Source organism: Aeromonas sp. Lyrl_2 (assembly GCF_051948815.1).
Lineage (GTDB): Bacteria > Pseudomonadota > Gammaproteobacteria > Enterobacterales > Aeromonadaceae > Aeromonas > Aeromonas veronii.
Map to the genome: position 1 here is coordinate 19762 of NZ_JAYJLJ010000010.1, position 16567 is coordinate 36328.

The window sequence follows — 16567 nt, forward strand, 5'->3', positions numbered from 1 at the left end:
TCCCATGGCCAGAATGAAATTCATGTGTGACACCAAGCGCTGCATCGAGTGCAACGGCTGTGTGACGGCGTGCAAGAACGAGAACGACGATGCCCTCGAGTGGGGCATCCAGCGCCGCCGGGTGGTGACCCTCAACGACGGCCTGCCGGGGGAGACCTCCATCTCGGTCGCCTGCATGCACTGCACCGACGCCCCCTGCATGGCGGTCTGCCCGGCCGACTGCTTCTATCACACCGACGACGGCATCGTGCTGCACAACAAGGATCTCTGCATCGGTTGCGGCTACTGCCTGTTTGCCTGCCCGTTTGGGGCGCCCCAGTTCCCGAAGACCGCTGCCTTTGGCGATCGGGGCAAGATGGACAAGTGCACCTTCTGTGCCGGCGGCCCGGAAGAGGATCACAGCGAGGCAGAGCGCCAGAAGTACGGTGCCAACCGCATCGCCGAGGGCAAGCTGCCCATGTGTGCCGAGCTCTGCTCCACCAAGGCACTGCTGGCGGGGGATGCGCAGGTTATCTCCGACATCTTCCGCGAGCGGGTTGCCTATCGCGGTGCTCCTCACGCAGCTTGGGGGGCTGATGAACAGGCGCTCTATCGCGACGCCAGCAAACCTCACGATGGCAGAGGCAAGGGGCTCAAGCTTGGCAAGCAGGAGGATGGCCAATGAGACACTGGCTGACAGCGCTGCTGACGGCCTTGCTGCTGTTCAGCGCGCCCGGCTTCGCTGATGCGCAGAAAGAGGCGGTCGGCTTTGCCGGCGCCGATTATTGGCGGGCGGTGAAGGATGGGCAGGAGGGGGTGACCACCTCCCGCTCGCCGGAGCACGGGGTACTTATCTCGGTGCCGGGCCAGCTCTGGTTCGAGGTGAAGACCAAGTGGGTGTCGCCGCTCGGCGCCATCGCCATTTTCGGGTCGCTCGCCATGTGTGGCCTGATGTACTGGGTGGTGGGGCAGACCAAGCTCTCCAAACCGCGCACCGGGCGCAAGCTCAAGCGCTGGAGCCGGCTGGATCGGGCGCTGCACTGGACCACGGCGGCCATGTTTCTGACCCTCTCCGGGTCGGGGCTGGCCATCATCTACGGCAAGTACTTCATCAAGCCGGTGGTGAGCCTCGGGGTGTGGGAGAACTGGATCTGGTTTGCCAAGGTGTTCCACAACTACGTGGGGCCGCTCTTCTTCCTTTGCCTGATGGGGGTGCTCATCAAGTGGTTCCGCCACAACATCGTCAACATGGTGGATGTGCAGTGGTTCATGAAGTTTGGTGGCATGCTTGGCAAGCACAAGGGAAGCCATCCTTCGGCGGGCTTCTCCAACGGCGGCGAGAAGGCGATCTTCTGGTTGCTCATCTGGTTTGGCGGCATTGTGGTGGCGACCGGACTATTTCTGGACTTCCCCATCTTCGGCCAGCTGCGCCGTCAGATGGAGTGGGCCAGCTTCATCCATATCGTAGGCGCCTTGATCCTTATCTGCGGCTTTATCTTCCATATCTACATGGGTCTGTTCCAGTTGGAAGGGGCGCTGGAGGGGATGGTGACCGGCGAGGTGGACGAGACCTGGGCCAAGGAGCACCACGACCTCTGGTATGAAGAGGTGAAGCACACCCTCGATGAGCCCAAGGCGGGCAAATCAAGCTGATGGTCGACAAAGAGTAAAGAGAAGGGGCGCTGCGGCGCCCCTTTTGATGGCGGGTCGATCGTGATGGCAAATTGATTGAGCGATGCCGCAAACGGCGATGGTTTTTTGGGCCACCTTGAGCAACAGTAACAGGGGGGTCCATTCACACAAGGGATGACAAATGATGAGAAAAGCATGGCTGGCAGCGGTATGTGCATCTGCGCTCTTCGGTGGTATTGCGGGCGTGGCGCAGGCGGCTGACGGGATCAAGACCCAGCAGGTGCAGTTCAAGAAGGGGGAGTCAGGGGCGACTATCAACGGCACCATTCAGGGTAGCCAGACCCTTGATTACAAGCTGACGGCCAACAAGGGGCAGAGCATGGTGGTGATCCTGACCGGCAAGCCCTACTTCAATATTTTGCCGCCAGGCAGCAAGGGGGAGGCGATGTTTATCGGTTCTACCGAAGGGAACAACTTTGAGGCGACCCTGCCCGCCAAGGGCACTTATACCATTCGGGTCTACCAGATGGGGGCGGCCGAGAGCAGCAAGGCCAAGACGCCGTTCAAGCTGGAGGTGGGCATCAGCGGCTAATGCCGGCCGCTGACAAGCATCACAGAGGTGGCGGCCACAAAGGGCCGCCACCGTTGTTTTATCCTTTCTGTTTTTGCCTCGCCAAGGTTAATAGTCCCCCCGGGAAAGCAGTTCGAAGTAGCGCTTATAACGTCCGCTGGCGATGGCCTGCTGCAACTGCTGATTGAACTGAACCCGCAGTTTGGCTGAATCCGGCATCTTGCGCGGGAACATCACGAAGCTGTCGTTGCGCAGAAAAGGGGTCTGACTGTGGGTGATGAGTGCTGCGCTGGCGGGGTCGAGCTGGCTCTGCAACTCGGCCAGACCGACTCGCAGCTCTTGCGGATAGAGGTCGATCCGTCCGCGCAGCAGCTTGCCGAAATTCTGTTTCACGTCGGTGACTTTCTGTTGGGTTACCTTGCCATCGGCCACCATCTTGTCCAGCTCGGGCCCGTAGCTGTAGGCGATATCGCCCCCCAACCGCATGCCGATGATCTGCTCAAGGCGCTCGGCTTGCAGCTGCCGTGATTTGAGGGAGAAGAAGACAAACTGCTCCTGCAGCACCGCTTCGCTGAACAGAAAATCCTGCTCCCGCTCCGTTTTGTGCATCCAGACTGCGGTGGCGTCGTAGAGCTGGCTGTTGGCCGCCAGCGAATAGACCCGGCCCCAGGGGGCGAAGTGGAACTTCACCTCATAGCCCGCCTCCTTGAACAGATCGCTGATAAGGTGGGCCACTGGACCGTGCTGTTTTGACTGCTCGGAGACGAAAGGGGGCCATTCACCCACGATGATGTTGAGCACCCGGCCCGGTGCGGCGAGAGCCGACTGGCAGGCCAGAAACAACCACAGAGCAAGCAGCGGGATCAGGCGCATAGCAGGAAGAAGGGGGCGCAGGCTGGCAGAGGCGAGGGCATCAGGTCACTCCCGGCTATGATGCGGTGAAAGGGGCTGGGTTGCCCGCAATGCTAACATGAGTCTCATTCCTTGCCGTGGATATTTGTCTCGCCGGGGTCGCCGGCGCCTATTTTGGCCGCAGGGTATGCCCAAGCTCACAAAACCGATCGAGTAAACGTCATATGATTGATTTCATTATGAGTCTTGCTCTCCTGCCGAACGGCAATTTCACGTAAATCAAAGAGAATGACTATGGCTACCGGACAATATCTGCTGTGGAAAGATGCACAGGGACAGGATTTTCGCCCCGTTGCACTGACCGGCACTGATCTGCTTAACAATCGATACCTCAACAAGGGCACGGCCTTCACCGAACAGGAGCGGGCCGATTTTGATCTCGATGGTTTGCTGCCGCCTCAGGTGCAAACTTTTGAAGCCCAGCTCGAGCGAGTGTATGAGGGGTTCAAGAGCGCTTGCAGCGATATCGAGAAGTACCAGAACCTGCGTGCCCTGCAGGATCGCAACGAGACTCTATTCTATGCCCTGTTGTCACGCCATGTGGAGGAGATGACTCCCTACATCTATACCCCGACCGTGGGAAAGGCGTGTCAGGAGTTCAGCCACCGCTTCCAGAAGCCGCGCGGCCTCTACATCACCCCGGACAACGTGGATGACATGGGCAGTCAGGCCCGTCACTTCGATGCTAAATCGATCCGCATCATAGTCGTCACCGACAGCCAGGGCATTCTGGGGATCGGCGATCAGGGCGTTGGCGGCATGGGGATCCCCATCGGCAAGCTGGCGCTCTATACCCTGGGGGCCGGTATTCACCCCGCCTGCTGCATGCCCATCGCGCTGGATGTGGGCACCGACAACCAGAAACTGCTCGATGACCCCATGTATCTGGGCCGCCCCCACAAGCGCATTCGCGGCAAGGAGTACGAAGAGTTCATCGACAAGTTCGTGCAGGGGGTCAAGCGCCACTTCCCCAACGCCGTGCTGCAGTGGGAAGACTTCAGCAAATCCAATGCTTTCAACAATCTGGCCCGCTACCAGCAGTCACTGCCGTCATTCAACGATGACATTCAGGGCACCGGTGCCGTGGTGCTGGCCGGTATCATCGGCGCGGTCAAGGTCAAGGGGGAGACCCTGGGTCAGCAGAACTATCTGGTCTACGGCGCTGGCGCCGGTGGGGTTGGCGTCGCGGATCAGATCTGCGCGGGAATGATCCGCGAGGGGATGGATCCGCAGGCGGCCCGCGATCGCATCTACATTCTGGATACCCAGGGGCTGGTGTGCGACAACCGGGATGGGCTCGACGAGTACAAGCGTCGCTACGCCAAGCCGGGGCTGCTGCTGGCGGGCTGGGATACCGAGGTGCCCGGCAAGGCCAATCTGGCCGATGTGCTGCGTCATGTACCCATTACCGTGTTGTTGGGTACCAGCGGCTCGGGCGGTGCCTTCCAGGAAGAGCATATCCAGCTGATGCTGCAGCATTGCGAGCGCCCCATGGTGTTCCCGCTCTCCAACCCGACCGCCAACTGTGAAGCGCTGCCGGAGGATATCTACCGCTGGAGCAAGGGCAAAGCCATTGTCGCGACAGGCAGCCCGTTCAAGGATGTGAGCTACGAGGGGCAGGAGTTTCGGGTCGGGCAGGGCAATAACGTCTTTATCTTCCCCGGTGTAGGTCTGGCGGCCATCGTCAGCCAGCTCCGCGAGATCACGCCCGATGTATTCACTACCGCCGCCTTTGCGCTAGCTGAGTGCGTGAGTGAGGTGGATCTGGCGAAAGGGGCCGTTTATCCCCGCATTCGCGAGCTTCGCAGCATCTCGGTGCATGTGGCGACCGCCGTGCTCAAGGATATCGTGCGCCGGGATCCCTCCCACCCGCTAATCGGTCAGGATCTGCAGCAGCATATCCTCAACCACATGTGGGAGCCGGTTTACCTGCCCTATCGTCGGGTATAACCGCGTATTCACCGCCCGGATAGCGGATCGGTAAAGATGACAAGGGGGTAGCGCTGCTACCCCCTTTCGTTTACCCCGTGGCATTCACTAAGTTCGCAATGGCCGCCAGCGCCCTTGCTGGTTGCGACAGGCGGTATCCTGCCACTGCTGGCTCGCCTTGCCGATATAGAGTTGCTCGCGATAGTCGCGACACCACTCCCCGCTGGTATGGCGGAAGGTGCGTAGCGGGGTGACGCTACCCGCGTGACGATTAGCCGGATTGAACCAGGTGAGGCTCTGCCCTTTGGTGCGGGTTTCCAGCGCTTTGGCAAGGGCCTGATTGGCCAGTTGAACATCTGCCTTATCCATCTGATGGTAAAGCGGCGGAGTGTCGACCGTGGCGCAGCCAGTGAGGCCGAGCAGGAAGAGTGGTAACAGATATCGCATCATGGTTGCCCCTGTTGGCGAAAACCGTTGTTGAGCAGCGCCCGCTCCTGCTCATCGGTAAGCACTTGCTGGCGATCATCGACCGTGCCATCACCCCTGAGCTTGTTGCCATTGGCATCGACGGCATCCACACCGTTGTCATCGACCGTGCCATCGCCCCTGAGCTTGTTGCCATTGGCATCGACGGCATCCACGCCGTTGTCATCGATGGTTCCATCACCTCTGAGCTTGTTGCCATTGGCATCGACGGCATCCACGCCGTTGTCATCGATGGTGCCGTCACCTCTGAGCTTGTTGCCATTGGCATCGACAGCATCCACACCGTTGTCATCGACAGTGCCGTCACCTCTGAGCTTGTTGCCATTGGCATCAACGGCATCTACGCCGTTGTCATCAACGCCATTGCCAAATCCGCGGCCACCCCCATGGCGTTCTCCCCCTGCATGTTTTTCTCCACCAGCATGCCGTTCACCTCCACCATGCTGCTCTCCGCCGGCATGCTCGCCTTGGCCGCCACTGTCATCGCTGCCCCCATCGCTGTCGCTGCCCCCATCGCTGTCGCTGCCCCCATCGCTGTCGCTGCCCCCATCGCTGTCGCTGCCCCCATCGCTGTCGCTGCCCCCATCGCTGTCGCTGCCTCCACCGCTGTTGCTGCCTCCACCGCTGTTGCTGCTTCCACCGCTGTTGCTGCCTCCGCCGCTGTCGCTGCCTCCGCCGCTGTCGCTGCCTCCGCCGCTGTCGCTGCCTCCGCCGCTGTCGCTGCCTCCGCCGCTGTCGCTGCCTCCACCACTGTTGCCCCCACTGCCACCATCGCCATCTTTGTTGTGAACGATCAGCTCATTGGCGATGTAGCTGTGGCTGCCATCGAGCAGCAGATTGAAGAGTGCGGTAGTGGGAGATGCCTCGATCCAGCAGAGTGACTCAACCAGCAGTAATTCCGGTTGGGCTTGCAGGGCCAGATTGCCCGTCACCATGGCAGGTGCCGGGCGACACATTATCTGCATGCCGGTAAATAGCGGCAGCACCGCCAGTTGCGGGTTTTCGGTTCGGGTCATGGCCGGTGAGATGGCCGCCCAGCCCCGAGTGGTCAGCAGAGGGTGCTCTGCGGTAAAGAACGGGGGCAGATCATTGATCCCGTAGAGTCTGCGCTTGCCCAGAATGACCCGTTCGATCGCCAGGATCCGGTTACTGCCGCCGTGTTGATCCAGCACTCGTTCACCGACCCGGAGCGTCTCTATGGGGCGGGTGGAGCCATCGGCCATCGTGATGCGAGTGCCGGCGATAAAGCAGGACTTGGCATAGGCCTGATTCATTTGCCACTCATTGTGGGCGAAATCATAACTGAACGGGTTTGCAAACAGGGCGAGTGCGATGGCCGAGCCAATAAGCAATCTGCGCTGGCTGGCCTTGAATGGGGGTTGTGACATGGGGACTCCTTGTCCATCTTGATTCACAGGATCCATTATAGAGCGCCCCCTGGCGGCGGCATTTTTGACCATGAACACAATAAACATGATGGAAAAACGATTGGCGTTCGTCACAATAATGCGTAAAATCGCATACTCGATGCTTGTAGCAACGAATCCCGCCTAAAAAGCCAGTTTCATGCCCTTCCCAAGCAGTAAAAGGTAACAAGTGACGAATTTGTGTTCATTTTGTGCCTTGAAAAAGTCTTGTGATAACTGAAAAGTGATAAATATCCCCATCAGTTATCAAAAAATTAAGGACATCCATGTTTTCCTTAGTCAAGCAAAGTGTCGCCGGGCTGCAAATCCTGTTTGTCGCCTTCGGTGCCATGGTTCTGGTGCCCCTGCTCACCGGATTGAACCCCTCCATGGCCCTGCTTGGCGCCGGTGTGGGCACCCTGTTGTTCCAGCTCTGCACCCGTCGCCAGGTCCCGATTTTCCTCGGTTCCAGCTTTGCCTTCATCGCTCCCATCATCTACGCCACCCAGACCTGGGGATTGCCATCCACCATGTTTGGCCTGTTTGCCGCCGGTTTCATGTATTTCATTCTGGCTGCGCTGATCCGGGCAAAAGGGATGGGCTTTGTGCACAAATTGCTGCCCCCGGTGGTGATTGGCCCGGTGATCATGGTGATCGGTCTTTCTGTGGCGCAGGTTGCCTGCAACATGGCGATGGGCCGTGCCGGTAGTGAGCAGGTAGTACCTGCGGGGACTGCGTTGACGCTGGCCGGTATCTCGCTGGCGGTCACCCTGATTGCAGCTGTGTTCTGCAAGGGGTGGATCAAGCTGATCCCCATCCTGTGCGGCGTGATTGCCGGTTATGTCTCGGCGGTGTTCATGGGTCAGGTGAGTTTCGATGGCATGGTGAACGCCCCCTGGTTGGCGCTGCCCCACTTCGAAACCCCGGAGATCAACTGGGCTGCTGCGTTGTTCATGTTGCCGGTAGCCATCGCCCCCTGTATCGAGCATATCGGTGGTGTGTTGGCGATTGGTGGCGTGACTGGCAAGGATTACACCAAGGAGCCGGGTTTGCACCGTACGCTGGCCGGTGACGGCATTGGCGTCTGCTTTGCCGGTTTCATCGGTGGCCCACCCGTGACCACCTACGCCGAAGTGACCGGTGCCGTGATGATCACTCGCAACTTCAATCCGGTCACCATGACCTGGGCTGCGGTGTTTGCCATCATTCTGGCCTTCTTTGGCAAGTTCAATGCGCTGCTCACCTCCATCCCGATACCGGTGATGGGCGGTATCATGCTGCTGCTGTTCGGATCCATCGCCGCCATCGGTCTCAAGACGCTGGTGGAATCCAAGGTGGACCTGGGACTGTCACGCAATATCGCCATCGTCGCCGTGACGCTGACCGTCGGTGTCGGTGCGCTGGAGATGAAGATTGGCGACTTCGCGCTGGCCGGCGTTGGTCTGGCCTCTGTTGCCGCCATCCTGCTCAACCTGATCCTGCCTGCGCACTCCGAAGAGGGTGTGATGGACGCGGCCAAGGACTGAGTTCCACCAGACGTTTATTGTTGATTTGGAGAAGGCCACCTCGCGGTGGCCTTCTGTTTTTCGGGTATCTCGCGCCACTTTTTGGCTCGGCGGAGCTCATCTGGAATCTAATCTGGAAGCAGATGAGGGGGTTAGCATTCTCATTTGACGTATCTCTTTTCGTGACCTTAGCTAAAGGACAGGTTTGGCTCTGAGGTCTCCTCGAGCAGTATGGGAAAATGGATGTTGGCGTTTTATATCATTTCTCTCCCAGACCCCTGTCATAAAACGATGCGCTTCTTCTTTGCCACGGCGCTGTTGTATGGCAGAGGCTTATCCGCCCCACTCCACACTCCCCTTATGCTGCCCTGGCATGTTTCCACCTCGATTTGTTGTGAGCCTCCCTCGCCGGTTGCGTTTCGTTGCGCACAGGCAAAATCCGGATCTGTTTGCTGCTGCACATGGGTGGGCGGCGAGCCGTGAAAGCCGGCATGACCCCAGCGGGTTAAACGTGCACCGCCATCGGTAACGGCGGATGTTCAGGGATGAATGGCAAGCAAAGCGAGGTTACAATGAACTATCAACTGCTGTGGAAAAGTGCAATTTTTTCAGTCTCTTCCATGATGGCGATAAGCGCTGTTCAGGCTGCGCCACTGAACGTGATGACCGAGGATTACCCGCCATTCAACATGCAGGGAGAGGGGGGCAAGATTGTCGGACTGTCGACCGAGGTGGTCGAAGAGCTGTTCAAGCGTGCTGGAGTCGAATACAAGCTGACCCTGATGCCCTGGAAACGGGCGTACGAAGATACCCTCGGCACCCCCAATACCGCCCTCTACTCCACGACCCGCACTCCGGAGCGGGAAGCACTGTTCAAGTGGGTAGGGCCGCTGGTCAATAACAACTGGGTGTTTTTCTCCAGTTCGACCGCCAATATCACGGTCAAGTCGCTGGAAGATGCCAAGCAGTATTCGGTGGGTGGCTATAACGGTGATGCGGCCGCCGAATATCTCAAGGCCCAGGGATTTGCCAAGTTGCAGTTGGCGGCCAACGATACCGCCAACGTGAAGAAACTGGAGGCGGGCCGCATCGATCTTTGGGCAACCGGCCAGTATCTGGCGCCCTATCTGGCCAGCAAGGAGAAGGTGGCCTCACCCAAGCCGGTCTTCGTGTTCAAGGAAACCCAGATGAGCTTGGCGTTTAACAAGGATACGCCCGATGAGCTCATCACCAAGCTCAACGAGATCCTCGCTGCCATGAAGGCGGATGGCACCATCGACAAGATCAATGCCAAGTACCAGTAACAGCACCAATAGCAAGTGCCGCTCAATGGCACTGCGCCGGCTGCCGTAAAACCGGGAGGAAACCATGGATTGGAAAAGTCTGACGTTCAGGATTGCCGTGTTGACCTCCCTGTCGGTGAGTCTGCTACTGGTGTTGTTTGGCGGTTACAACTACCACGCAGTCAAGGCGGAGAGCTACAGCAAACAGAGTGCGCTGGTCGAACAGGCCATCGGTCGGCTGCAGCTCTCCCTGCCCGGCCCGCTGTGGAATTATGAATCGGCCTTTATCGAGGCATCGCTCAAGTCCGAGCTGGCGGCCGATATACTCAGTGCGTTGCTGGTGGTCAACAAGGACAAGCTGGTAGCCGGGTTTGCCCGTGACACGGCGGGGAGCATTGCCCCCGTGACAGCCATGCCTGCCGATACCGCTGCCTATGGGGGATATGATCTGGTCTATGACGACAGCGGCCAGAAAAACACCGTGGCCCGATTGCTGGTGCAAACCAGTGATGCCGCCATTCAGGCCCAACTGCGCCAGCAGTTGATCACCACCGTCTGGCAGATCCTGGTGCTCGATCTCTGCATCATCGCGTTGCTGATGGTGCTGATTCATCGCAATGTGCTGAGACCACTTCATCAGATGAATCAGGCGGTGTTTGATCTGGCCAAAGGAGAGGGGGATCTGACCCGGCGTCTGAAGATCAGCCGTCAGGATGAGATGGGCGCGCTGGCCACCAACATCAACCACTTTATTGCCAAGTTGCAGGAGATGGTGGCGGAGATCAACGAGCTCTCTGCCGGTGTGTTGCAAACCGCCGAACTCTGTGACTCCCTCTCGGCAGATACCCGGGTAGGCAGTGACGCCCAGCAATCCGAGTTGGATCAAGTCGCCACCGCCATCACCGAAATGAGTCAGGCTGTGCAGGAAGTGGCTGGCAATGCGGTGAAAACCTCTGGCGCCACCGATGAGGCCAACCTCTATGTGGAGCAGGGTTACAATCTGGCGGGCCATGCCAATGAGGCCATCCATCAACTGGTGGGGGAGGTGGAGCGAGTCGCCACCCTGATGCGCACCCTTTCGACCGAAAGCAGCAGCATTGGCACCATCATCGAGGTGATCAACGGCATTGCCGAGCAGACCAATTTGCTTGCCCTCAACGCGGCCATTGAGGCGGCGCGGGCGGGTGATCAGGGGCGCGGTTTTGCGGTGGTGGCGGATGAGGTACGCACCTTGTCGGGCCGTACTCGCCAGTCGACGGAGGAGATCAGTGCCAGTATCAAGCGGTTGCAGCAAGCGACCCAGAATGTCGGGGCCGGGATGCAACAGAGTCAGGAGAAGGCATCCCGGGCCGGCATCGAGGCGGCAGATGTGCAGATATCGGTGGAGAAGATTAAAAATCAGGTCAGCCTGATCCGCGAGATGAACATGTATATCGCCCAGGCATCGGAAGAACAACACTCGGTGGCGGAGGCGGTCAGCCACAGCGTCAACCGGATTGCAACGCTCAACAGCGAGAGTGCAGCCAGAGTGGCACAGGTTGCCGAAGCCAGCAGCGATCTGCGGCAGCTGTCGGCCCAACTCGACACCCTGCTTAAGCAGTTTCGGGTCTAGTCAGTTCACTTCGCCCCGTTGGATCATCCTGCGGGGCAGGTAAGGTTCCCTTTATTGTGAGGCGCTGCGAGATGTCGTGAGGGGCAAGGGGCCTTGTCCAGCAGCGTTTTTCGTCATGCCCATGTCACTGTTTAGCTGAGATTGGCGTGATCGTGATACGCGAAACTCGCGGCATCATGCTCTGCCCGATACGCAGTCCGACAGCGCTGGACGCATATTTTCATTTTCCCCGCTCATGCCTGCCTGCATCTATTGTGCCGCTGATCTCGACCCTTTAGAATTTCGTTTAATTACAGCGAGTCCTGAGCCGCCATCTGGCTTTATCAGGTGTGGAATCCCATCTTCTTCATGATGAATGCAAATAACAGGTGGTTGGTATGACGGGGGTTGCGCCAGGCAATAACATATCAGCCTATCACTTCGGTGATTATGTCTTTGATGTCAAAAGGCGAGAGTTGATCTTCTGTGCCGACAAGGACAACTTGCAAAGCGCCCGGGTGGTGCGCTTGTCATCGGCAGAGAGCCTCATTTTCAGCTATCTGCTCGATCACCATGACGAGGTGTGCGACAAGGATCTGTTGCTCGAAATCGGCTGGTTGGGTCGCCCCATCAGCCCCAACTCCCTGAACGTGGCTATCGCCAATATTCGCCGCCACTTCGCCTCATCCCCCCAGACGCTGGATATCAGAAGTACCCCGAAAAAAGGGTACTCCCTGCATCTGAACTGCAAGATGAAGAGCTATTACGGCAAGGCACTGCCAACAGATAGTGAGCCCTTGCCCGAGCCGATGAGCGAGCCCACGCCTGCAGCGGCTGCGCAGCCACCGTCGACATCACCAAGCTCCGACCACGAGGTCATCAAAGAGCCTGCGGCTCCCCGTTCTTTTGGTGAGCGCGCCAAACTTGCCTTTCTCAGCGGTATCGGGCGGCCAATGCTGGCAAGGGGCCTGATGTACGTCAATCTGCTACTGGCTGTGTTGGTGGCGTTTGTCGCCAGCTATCTCCATTTCGAGTGGCTCCATGTGCACTGCACCGATTCGCCGACCGGCGTTGTTTGCCAGATGGAGGCACGGAGCGACGTGCCACCAGTCAAGCCGGCATCGCTGGTGCTGGTCTCCGGCCACCAGGTTCGCGTGCTTTCCTATAAAGAGCTCGAAAAAACGCTGTAAGGGATCTCTGATGAAACGAACGCTGAAAAATACCTTGCTGCTGTTGCCACTGCTTGTCGTGCTGCTGTTTGTGGTCGGGATGTTTATCAACAGTCTGGGCTGTCATTACGACCTGAAAATGTCAGCCAATGGAGTCAACTATCACGGGGTGTGCCGCTGGGGCAAAATTACCGTGATCGAAGAGGAGGAGGCGACCAGGGAGAAGTGGCGGGTGACCGGTTTTCAACTTACCTTCTTCAACCAGCTTGTTTACCTCATCGACAGTCGTACCCAACTGCACGAATCGGGTAACGATGACTCCTATCTCAATGAGTACAACCTGATCCAGTCGCAATATGCGCTGGTCAACTATGCCTGGGTGCCGCTGACTGAAAACAAGGTGGCGATCTTCCAGCGCGATCCGGTGCATGAGGTCGTGATTGCCCAGCGAGATGGCTGGTTCGATCTCTATCGCTGGTTCTTCCCCCCGGCACCGCTGGTACCTGTTCAACCACAAAGCGCAGTTGCCGGGCGTCCCGCTAGTTTCTAAATAACTTGCACCAAGGGCCGGTGACCTCGCAGTGGCCTGTCTCATCACTGTTTTGCCAGCCCAGCCGATGGTAGAAGGCTACTGCCGCCGTGTTGCGAGTCGCAACCTTGAGCGAGCCGTGCGGCGAATCAGCGAGGCCCCGCTCCAGCAGGGCGCGTCCTATCCCCTGACCGTGCCAGTCGCTTGACACATAGAGGTGATGGACGAAGTGATCGGGCTGCCAGATGGCGATAAAGCCGCAGATATTGTCCCCCTGTTCGGCTACCCACACCTGTTCACCTTTGGTCTGTTCCTCGAAATCCTCGAGTTGGAAACGGGCGGGATCTACCCAGTGAAAGGTGTGGCGGCGGCTCTTTAAAAACAGCCGGGCCAGTTGGGGAATGTCGTGTTCTTCCATGAGCCGGATCATGATGTCCTCCCGGATCAAGCCAATGTTCATTGAGGCAGCTGCACAGCGGCAGGTTAATCGATGCAAATGACAAGGGTGTGATTAAGCACTGTCCATTGTATTTGCCATGGGGCTATACTGCCGGAGTCCCTTGTATGGATGGCTTGAGGATCGCTGATTTATGGACAATAAACTGATTGAAGGCAACATTTTTGTGCCGGCGCACATAGACGATGTCTGGCACGCCTGGACTACCGAAAGCGGTCTGCGCAGTTTTCTGGCTCCCGAATGTTTGATGGTGGCCGAACCGAATGGCCCTTTCGAGATCTACTTCAGGCCTGATGCCCCGCTGGGTGAACGTGGCAGCGAAGGGTGCCGGGTCATGGCCGTCATGCCCTATGATTTGCTCAGTTTCAGCTGGAATTTCCCACCCAGCCTACCCCATATCCGCCAGCAAAAGACCCAGGTTTGCCTGCGCTTTGTGCCGGAAGGACAGGGTACTCGCCTCTACTTCCTGCAGAGTGGTTGGGCCAATGATCCGGATTGGGATCAGGGTTATGCCTATTTTCGAGAAGAGTGGCTGGAGACCAGTCTGCCACGGTTGCAGTACCGTTTTACCCACGGTCCCATCGACTGGAACAATCCTCCCGACAAGGCGCAGCTGAAGGCGCTGGCCCAGTAATCCCGGATATCAGACATAAAAAAAAACCGGCCAAAAGGCCGGTTGAAACAGTTCAGGCTTGTCAGGTGACAAACGTATCCAGCGGATGAGAGTCGCTTTCCACTCCTTGTGAAGCACAACCCTCTTGGTTACGTGCGGCTACTTTATGCCATTCACACTGAATCGAGGCTGAACCATGGATGATCCCGCCTCGTTCCCCTCTTTAATCAGATAGTGATCCCCATCGACTGGCGCAAGTAAGCGCCCGCACCGAGTAGCCCCGGCCCTTCATGGGTGATTAGGAACACCGGGATCTCCTTGAGGTAGGACTTGAAGCGCCCCTTGTCTTCAAAGGCGACCCGGAAACCGGAACCGGTAAAGAACTCCTGGAAGCGCGGCACTATGCCGCCTGCGATATAGACGCCGCCAAAGGTACCCATATTGAGGGCCAGATTGCCGGCAAAGCGGCCCATCAGCACGCAGAACAGGCTCAGGGTGCGACGGCAATCGAGGCACTCCCCAGCCAGTGCGCGCTCGGTAATGTCTTTGGGGGCGAATGGCTCAGGCTCACGGCCATCGGATTTCACCAGCCCGCGATAGAGATTGACCAGACCTGGGCCGGAGAGGAAACGCTCTGCCGAGACATGGCCCAATTCGCCTCGCATTACTTGCAGCACTGCATCTTCCTCTTCGGTGTTGGCAGCAAAATCCACATGACCACCTTCACCCGGCAGGCTCAGCCACTGCTCACCCGCCTTGACCAGATGGGCGACCCCAAGGCCGGTGCCCGCACCATAGATGGCGATGGGCTTGCCCGCTACCGGCGCGGCGCCGCCAAGCTGGATGCGATCCGATTCAGCCAATACCGGCACCGCCATCGAGACCGCAGTAAAGTCGTTGATCACTTGCAGGCGTGCCAGCCCGAGATTGCTCTGCATCTCGCTGATGGAGAACTCCCAGCTGTGGTTGGTCATGGCAACCCAGTCACCGTTGATGGGGCAGGCGATGGCAATGCAGGCTTCAGCTACCTGAACCTTGTGTTCTTCCAGATAGAGGCGTACCACGGCTTCAAGGCTGGGATGGGCCAGACCTGAGTAGGTCTTTGCCTGAGAGATAGTACCGGTGGCCAGCTCACACAGGGCCAGACGCGCATTGGTGCCGCCGACATCGCCGACCAGCGCATGGGTATGCTGCATAACAACTCCTTCGTTACAGGATGGGGACGACTCTGGTGTCCCGAGATTATTGTTGGATTATGACGGCCCATTCTATCCGAGCTCAGGCTTGCTCACTCGCCGGATCGATACAAACGTGCGCCTGCTCACAGTGTTGTTGCTTTGCAACATTTGTAAGCGCTTTCATGGCAAGGTGACGTTTTGTAACGAAAAGTACGAAATAATTAGAGATGAGTCATACTTTGTATGGCAGGCGTTAGTTGCGATAACCGCTTGTCTTGTATAGTCCTTAGCTTGAATGGAAACTTGCTTAGCCGTAGATTGAGTGCAAAGACACTGAAGCTAAATTACAAAAACGCCTGGTGGTGATGATGAATACCCTTGATAAAATTACGAATAACTTGGAAAGTTTCAGTAAATCAGAACGCAAGGTTGCCGAGGTGATCCTGGCGTCTCCCCAGACCGCCATCCACTCCAGCATCGCCGCTCTGGCCAAGATGGCCGATGTCAGTGAACCGACCGTCAACCGCTTTTGCCGCCGTCTCGATACCAAGGGCTTTCCTGATTTCAAACTCCATCTGGCCCAGAGCCTGGCCAATGGCATCCCTTACGTAAATCGTCATGTGGAAGCGGAAGATGGACCGGATACCTACACCGCCAAGATCTTCGAATCCACCATGGCTTGTCTGGATGCCGCCAAAAACAGCCTGGATATCTCTGCCATCAACCGCTGCGTCGATATCTTGACCCAGTCCAAGAAGATCAGCTTCTTCGGCCTTGGCGCCTCCTCCGCCGTTGCCCGCGATGCCCAGAACAAATTCTTTCGCTTCAACATTCCGGTAGTGAGCTTTGACGATATCGTCATGATGCGCATGAGCTGCATCAACAGCAGCGAAGGGGATGTGGTGGTGCTGATCTCCCACACCGGCCGCACCAAGGCGCTGGTCGAAATCGCCGCGCTGGCCCGCGAAAACGACGCCACCGTGATCGGTATGACCGCCAAGGACTCCCCGCTGGCCCGCGAGTGCAATCTGGTGCTCTCCATGGATGTGCCGGAAGATACCGATGTCTATATGCCGATGGCATCCCGCATCGCCCAGCTGGCTCTGGTGGATGTGCTGGCGACCGGTTTTACCCTGCGCCGGGGGATGAAATTTCGCGAAAATCTGAAGAAAGTAAAAGAGGGATTGCGCGAATCCCGCTTCGAAACCCCGCACTCTTCCTGAACCGTCGGGGGCTCCGGCCCCCGACTGTCTATGCCACCCGCCTTGGTGTAGTATTGTAATTTAATAACAAAAACCACCCAGATGGTTTGCAAACGGGTGCATCG

At 57.9% G+C, this 16567-nt stretch carries 15 protein-coding genes and 1 pseudogene; 11 read left to right on the plus strand and 5 right to left on the minus strand.

The annotated features are described in order from the left end of the window. Window positions 1–4 precede the first annotated feature (4 nt). The 3 genes from fdh3B (at window position 5) to VF684_RS10470 (ending at window position 2203) form a co-directional block, all read left to right on the plus strand. On the plus strand, window positions 5–664 hold the full coding sequence (fdh3B, locus tag VF684_RS10460) for a formate dehydrogenase FDH3 subunit beta (RefSeq protein ID WP_005353752.1): 660 nt from the start codon (window positions 5–7) through the stop codon (window positions 662–664). Further along, window positions 661–1632, plus strand: a complete 972-nt coding sequence (locus VF684_RS10465) for a formate dehydrogenase subunit gamma (RefSeq protein WP_376899924.1) — start codon at window positions 661–663, stop codon at window positions 1630–1632. The genes fdh3B and VF684_RS10465 overlap by 4 nt, the downstream gene beginning before the upstream one ends. A gap of 160 nt (window positions 1633–1792) precedes the next feature. Further along, window positions 1793–2203: a hypothetical protein gene (locus VF684_RS10470; protein WP_013723543.1), complete on the plus strand. Its 411-nt coding sequence runs from the start codon at window positions 1793–1795 to the stop codon at window positions 2201–2203. Between the two features lie 87 nt (window positions 2204–2290). Here VF684_RS10470 and VF684_RS10475 read toward each other — a convergent pair whose 3' ends face one another. Continuing rightward, window positions 2291–3055: a substrate-binding periplasmic protein gene (locus VF684_RS10475; protein ID WP_376899926.1), complete on the minus strand. Its 765-nt coding sequence runs from the start codon at window positions 3053–3055 to the stop codon at window positions 2291–2293. Window positions 3056–3328: 273 nt separating this feature from the next. On the opposite strand from VF684_RS10475, the gene VF684_RS10480 reads away from it, so the two are divergent. Then, window positions 3329–5044: an NAD-dependent malic enzyme gene (locus VF684_RS10480; protein WP_005334789.1), complete on the plus strand. Its 1716-nt coding sequence runs from the start codon at window positions 3329–3331 to the stop codon at window positions 5042–5044. 87 nt (window positions 5045–5131) lie between these two features. Here VF684_RS10480 and VF684_RS10485 read toward each other — a convergent pair whose 3' ends face one another. Together VF684_RS10485 and VF684_RS10490 are read right to left on the minus strand one after the other, a co-directional pair. Continuing rightward, window positions 5132–5473, minus strand: a complete 342-nt coding sequence (locus VF684_RS10485; protein WP_204381326.1) for an RT0821/Lpp0805 family surface protein — start codon at window positions 5471–5473, stop codon at window positions 5132–5134. Continuing rightward, complete coding sequence (locus VF684_RS10490; protein WP_376899928.1) at window positions 5470–6897, minus strand: hypothetical protein; 1428 nt, start codon at window positions 6895–6897, stop codon at window positions 5470–5472. The genes VF684_RS10485 and VF684_RS10490 overlap by 4 nt, the downstream gene beginning before the upstream one ends. A gap of 305 nt (window positions 6898–7202) precedes the next feature. On the opposite strand from VF684_RS10490, the gene VF684_RS10495 reads away from it, so the two are divergent. The 5 genes from VF684_RS10495 to VF684_RS10515 all read left to right on the plus strand — a co-directional run bounded on the left by VF684_RS10495 (window position 7203) and on the right by VF684_RS10515 (window position 13013). Further along, entirely contained in the window at window positions 7203–8441 is a 1239-nt protein-coding gene (locus VF684_RS10495) for a uracil-xanthine permease family protein (RefSeq protein ID WP_204381325.1), read from the plus strand. A gap of 551 nt (window positions 8442–8992) precedes the next feature. Continuing rightward, window positions 8993–9724 carry a substrate-binding periplasmic protein gene (locus tag VF684_RS10500; RefSeq protein WP_005334783.1) on the plus strand — a complete coding sequence of 244 codons (732 nt, stop codon included), beginning with the start codon at window positions 8993–8995 and terminating at the stop codon, window positions 9722–9724. 64 nt (window positions 9725–9788) lie between these two features. Continuing rightward, window positions 9789–11315, plus strand: coding sequence for a methyl-accepting chemotaxis protein (locus VF684_RS10505; protein ID WP_107683661.1), 1527 nt, complete (start codon window positions 9789–9791; stop codon window positions 11313–11315). A gap of 455 nt (window positions 11316–11770) precedes the next feature. Further along, window positions 11771–12484, plus strand: a complete 714-nt coding sequence (locus VF684_RS10510; protein ID WP_234879856.1) for a winged helix-turn-helix domain-containing protein — start codon at window positions 11771–11773, stop codon at window positions 12482–12484. Between the two features lie 10 nt (window positions 12485–12494). Continuing rightward, window positions 12495–13013 carry a hypothetical protein gene (locus tag VF684_RS10515; RefSeq protein WP_042082504.1) on the plus strand — a complete coding sequence of 173 codons (519 nt, stop codon included), beginning with the start codon at window positions 12495–12497 and terminating at the stop codon, window positions 13011–13013. On the opposite strand, the gene VF684_RS10520 is transcribed toward VF684_RS10515, so the two are convergent. Further along, the gene (locus VF684_RS10520) at window positions 13003–13422 is read right to left on the minus strand and encodes a GNAT family N-acetyltransferase (protein WP_107683709.1); all 420 of its coding nucleotides are present in this window, start codon (window positions 13420–13422) and stop codon (window positions 13003–13005) included. The genes VF684_RS10515 and VF684_RS10520 overlap by 11 nt on opposite strands. A 160-nt stretch (window positions 13423–13582) precedes the next feature. On the opposite strand from VF684_RS10520, the gene VF684_RS10525 reads away from it, so the two are divergent. Further along, complete coding sequence (locus VF684_RS10525) at window positions 13583–14083, plus strand: SRPBCC family protein (RefSeq protein ID WP_005334766.1); 501 nt, start codon at window positions 13583–13585, stop codon at window positions 14081–14083. A gap of 206 nt (window positions 14084–14289) precedes the next feature. Here VF684_RS10525 and glk read toward each other — a convergent pair. Continuing rightward, window positions 14290–15261: pseudogene (gene glk, locus VF684_RS10530) on the minus strand (glucokinase); the annotation flags it as partial. Between the two features lie 347 nt (window positions 15262–15608). Here glk and VF684_RS10535 point away from each other — a divergent pair. Continuing rightward, on the plus strand, window positions 15609–16463 hold the full coding sequence (locus VF684_RS10535; RefSeq protein ID WP_440174231.1) for a MurR/RpiR family transcriptional regulator: 855 nt from the start codon (window positions 15609–15611) through the stop codon (window positions 16461–16463). Window positions 16464–16567: the final 104 nt, after the last annotated feature.